Source organism: Brevundimonas vesicularis (assembly GCF_900445985.1).
Classification (GTDB): domain Bacteria; phylum Pseudomonadota; class Alphaproteobacteria; order Caulobacterales; family Caulobacteraceae; genus Brevundimonas; species Brevundimonas vesicularis_D.
Genome location: NZ_UAQP01000004.1, coordinates 1 through 2,998, shown reverse-complemented (window position 1 = coordinate 2,998; position 2,998 = coordinate 1). Strand labels below are relative to the sequence as shown.

General features: G+C 46.3%; 5 protein-coding genes. 4 read left to right on the top strand and 1 reads right to left on the bottom strand.

What is annotated here, in order from left to right; translation table 11 throughout:
- The first annotated feature begins 17 nt into the window (after positions 1–17).
- The 4 genes from DT343_RS17955 to DT343_RS17940 all read left to right on the top strand — a co-directional run bounded on the left by DT343_RS17955 (position 18) and on the right by DT343_RS17940 (position 2,148).
- A complete protein-coding gene (locus tag DT343_RS17955; RefSeq protein ID WP_146756695.1) occupies positions 18–347 on the top strand; it encodes a hypothetical protein in 330 nt (109 codons plus the stop codon).
- A 122-nt stretch (positions 348–469) separates the two neighbouring features.
- Positions 470–772 (top strand): H-NS histone family protein, encoded by a 303-nt coding sequence (locus tag DT343_RS17950; RefSeq protein WP_112861268.1) that lies wholly within the window; start codon positions 470–472, stop codon positions 770–772.
- A 211-nt stretch (positions 773–983) separates the two neighbouring features.
- Positions 984–1,616 carry an IS256 family transposase gene (locus tag DT343_RS17945; RefSeq protein WP_112861267.1) on the top strand — a complete coding sequence of 211 codons (633 nt, stop codon included), beginning with the start codon at positions 984–986 and terminating at the stop codon, positions 1,614–1,616.
- A complete protein-coding gene (locus DT343_RS17940; protein WP_220116397.1) occupies positions 1,591–2,148 on the top strand; it encodes a transposase in 558 nt (185 codons plus the stop codon). The genes DT343_RS17945 and DT343_RS17940 overlap by 26 nt, the downstream gene beginning before the upstream one ends.
- A 209-nt stretch (positions 2,149–2,357) precedes the next feature.
- Here DT343_RS17940 and DT343_RS17935 read toward each other — a convergent pair whose 3' ends face one another.
- On the bottom strand, positions 2,358–2,783 hold the full coding sequence (locus tag DT343_RS17935; RefSeq protein ID WP_258522456.1) for a DUF2188 domain-containing protein: 426 nt from the start codon (positions 2,781–2,783) through the stop codon (positions 2,358–2,360).
- Positions 2,784–2,998 lie beyond the last annotated feature (215 nt).

Genomic DNA, 2,998 nt, shown 5'->3' with positions numbered 1-2,998 from the left:
CGAAGGCGCAAAATTAGATGAACGTACCTCTACCATTGAAGGCATCGTCGAAAAACCGCGTGCAGGCACTGCGCTTTCTAATTTGGCGGCAATCGGGCGCTATATTCTGCCGGGCGGATTATGCAAATCTTAAAATCCACCAAGCCGGCGCCGGCGGCGAAATTCAATTAACCGATGCGATTCAAAAATTGATTAAGGAGAAAACCTTATTAGCCTATCGCTATGAGGGCAAACGCTATGACTGCGGCGACAAGCTCGGCTTCTTGCAAGCCAATATCGAATTAGGCTTGGAACATCCGCAATTAGGCAGCGAATTGCGCGATTATTTGCGCAGCCAAACCTTCTAATCTTTTCTTATCCAAGAGCCGATATTACATCGGCTCTTTTTAGTGCTTGCATAAATGAAAAATCGATTTTAAAATAGCCGGGTCTTAAGTGACAGTTATTAAATATACATAAGGAAGCATACATGAATTTAACTCAGCTTTTAGATGAAATTTCAAAATTAGATAATGCGACTTTCGTCGAATTAACCAATCAATTGAGCGCCCAACGCCAGAAACGCGCCCAAGAAATTCAAGCCGCCGCAGAACAACAAATCGCCGTATTGACCGGCGGCGAAGCGAAAACCAAAGGCAAACGCCGCCCTGCCGCCGCTAAATATGTGCATCCGCAAAGCGGACAAACTTGGACGGGGCAAGGCCGCCAACCGAAATGGTTTAGCGAATACCTTGAAAAAGGCGGTAATGAAGAAGATTTAAAAATCAAATAATTGCCGATAAAGAGCATTTAAAAAACCGACCTTTACGGTCGGTTTTTTATTGCCGCAGACTATCGTCGAAGAAGTGAAAAAGTAGTACAAGGCGGCGAGCCGCAGACGATACCGCCCCATAAAGTGTGTCTGATGAGAGGCAAAAGAAAAGGTCTCTCAAATTTTTGTAAGAATGTTTTAGCAAACGCAATCCAAAAAAGAGAGAGACCCTATGAACAGTTTACAACTAAGCCCAAAGCAGCTACAAGAAATTTGTCATGATTTTACCAACAAGCCCAATGGCATCAATACGCTACTATCTATTATGTTGAACAGCTTGATGAAAGCCGAGCGCAAGGACTTTTTAGTCTCAAATCATTGCCATGGTAATAAAGCTAATGGCTACCGAAGTCTACGCGGACTGGGTATTGGTGAGCAGATTGAGTTAGCGATTCCTAGAGATCGTTTAGGACAATTTAAGCCTCTTCTGCTAGAAGTCATGCGTGAACAGCAGGATATGCTGAATGAGCTGTGTTTTGAGTTATATGCCAACGGCTTAACTACCCGTCAAATCGAAGGCATTACTGAAAACATCTATGGTAAAAAGCTTTCCAAAAGCGCGGTATCACGCATCACCGAAAGCCTGTATGAGGACATGAAAGCCTTTCGAGAACGACCGCTAGAGCCCCATTATCCCATCATCTATTTGGATGCCACCTACGTCAAAACCAAACGTGAGACCGTCTCTAGCGAAGCGTACTATGTTGTGCTCGGCGTGAAGCTGGACAAAACCCGCGAGGTGCTCGGTATCTACAACGCCCCCACAGAATCTGCCGCACTTGGGACAGCATCTGCCAAGACCTGAAAGAAAGAGGATACAGCGCATTGAGTTGGCCATCATCGATGACTTGAAAGGGCTGGATCAGAGGATTGAAAAACACTTTGCCTGCCGCATACAAAAGTGCGTACTGCACCTGAAAAGACGCCTACTCAGTCAAAGCAAAACCAGCCATAGAGCGGAGCTGGCACAAGATTTAAAAGACGTCTTCTGTGTGGGCAAACATGACAGTTTATCGGCATCTACTGAACGTGCTAAAGCCTGTTATCAGAAATGGAAGAAATACTACCCGCAAGCTCTTGCCATATTGGCTGATAAGGACAAGCTAAGCTACTATTTAACCTATCTGCATTATGAAAACGAGATACAAAATATGATTTACACCACGAATCAAATTGAGCGGTTGAACAAATCCTTTAAACGCACTTTAAAGATACGCAACAGCATGCCCAATGTAGATTCTGTATTAACGCTGATGAGTAAAACTGCTATTGATATGGGTGAAACAACTTACCGTTACCCATTGAGCCGTTTTGCAGATTCATTACTTTTTAGCTAAACTGCCTATGCTGACTTTCTTGCAAAAAGACACACTTTTTGGGACGGTATCCTTCTATATTTTTTCTTGAAGAACTCAAGATGATTGTCTAAGACAATAAAAAACCGCATACTATGCGGTTTTTTATTAGTGTTTGGTGGAGGGAACGACGACCTACCGCAAAACAGTCTCAAAGCCCGCGCTCCTCGTAACTCCTTGATAATAAACGCCTAAGTCATCTCACACAACCACTTCCCGCCAACCCGGCCAGAGAAACGATTTTCTCCCCTGATTTCCCGGCACCGGACGAGGGTGACGGGTTTGCTGTAAAATCGGATACCTGGCGATGAACCGCAACAACTTCGAATCCGGTTTTCGGACGCCGGTTCGGTTCCCAAAACGGGAATCGAATTCATCACCCCTTCGGCGGATACGGATCGTTCCCGTGACTGTCTTTGTTCTGGATCTTCCCGTCTTTGCCATGGATGTAGAACTCGGAACTCGGTGCCTTGGTTCTGGCTGATCTTACGCCCGGCATCGACGGCTTCCTGCTTCTTGTCGAAGTGGCCGCTGCTTCGGATCGCGCCATCTTTCTTGACGTCCCAGCCACCATCGGCGTTCGGGACTACATGATGTGATTCTGGTTTCTTTGGCATGGTTGCCTCCTGTTTGCTTGGTTTCGATTGAAATGGGCTGAACTGTAAGGTCCCAAACACCCACCGGCTACGATTGGATAAGCATCCTTTCCTCAGCATGGTCAACGCGCCACGCCTTGCCTCGGTCATCGGTCAGGATCACCGTGAAAACGGACCTGCCAATCGAGGCAGAACGGCCGTCCTCCGAATGGTCATCAATCCCGAAGTGGGCAGAG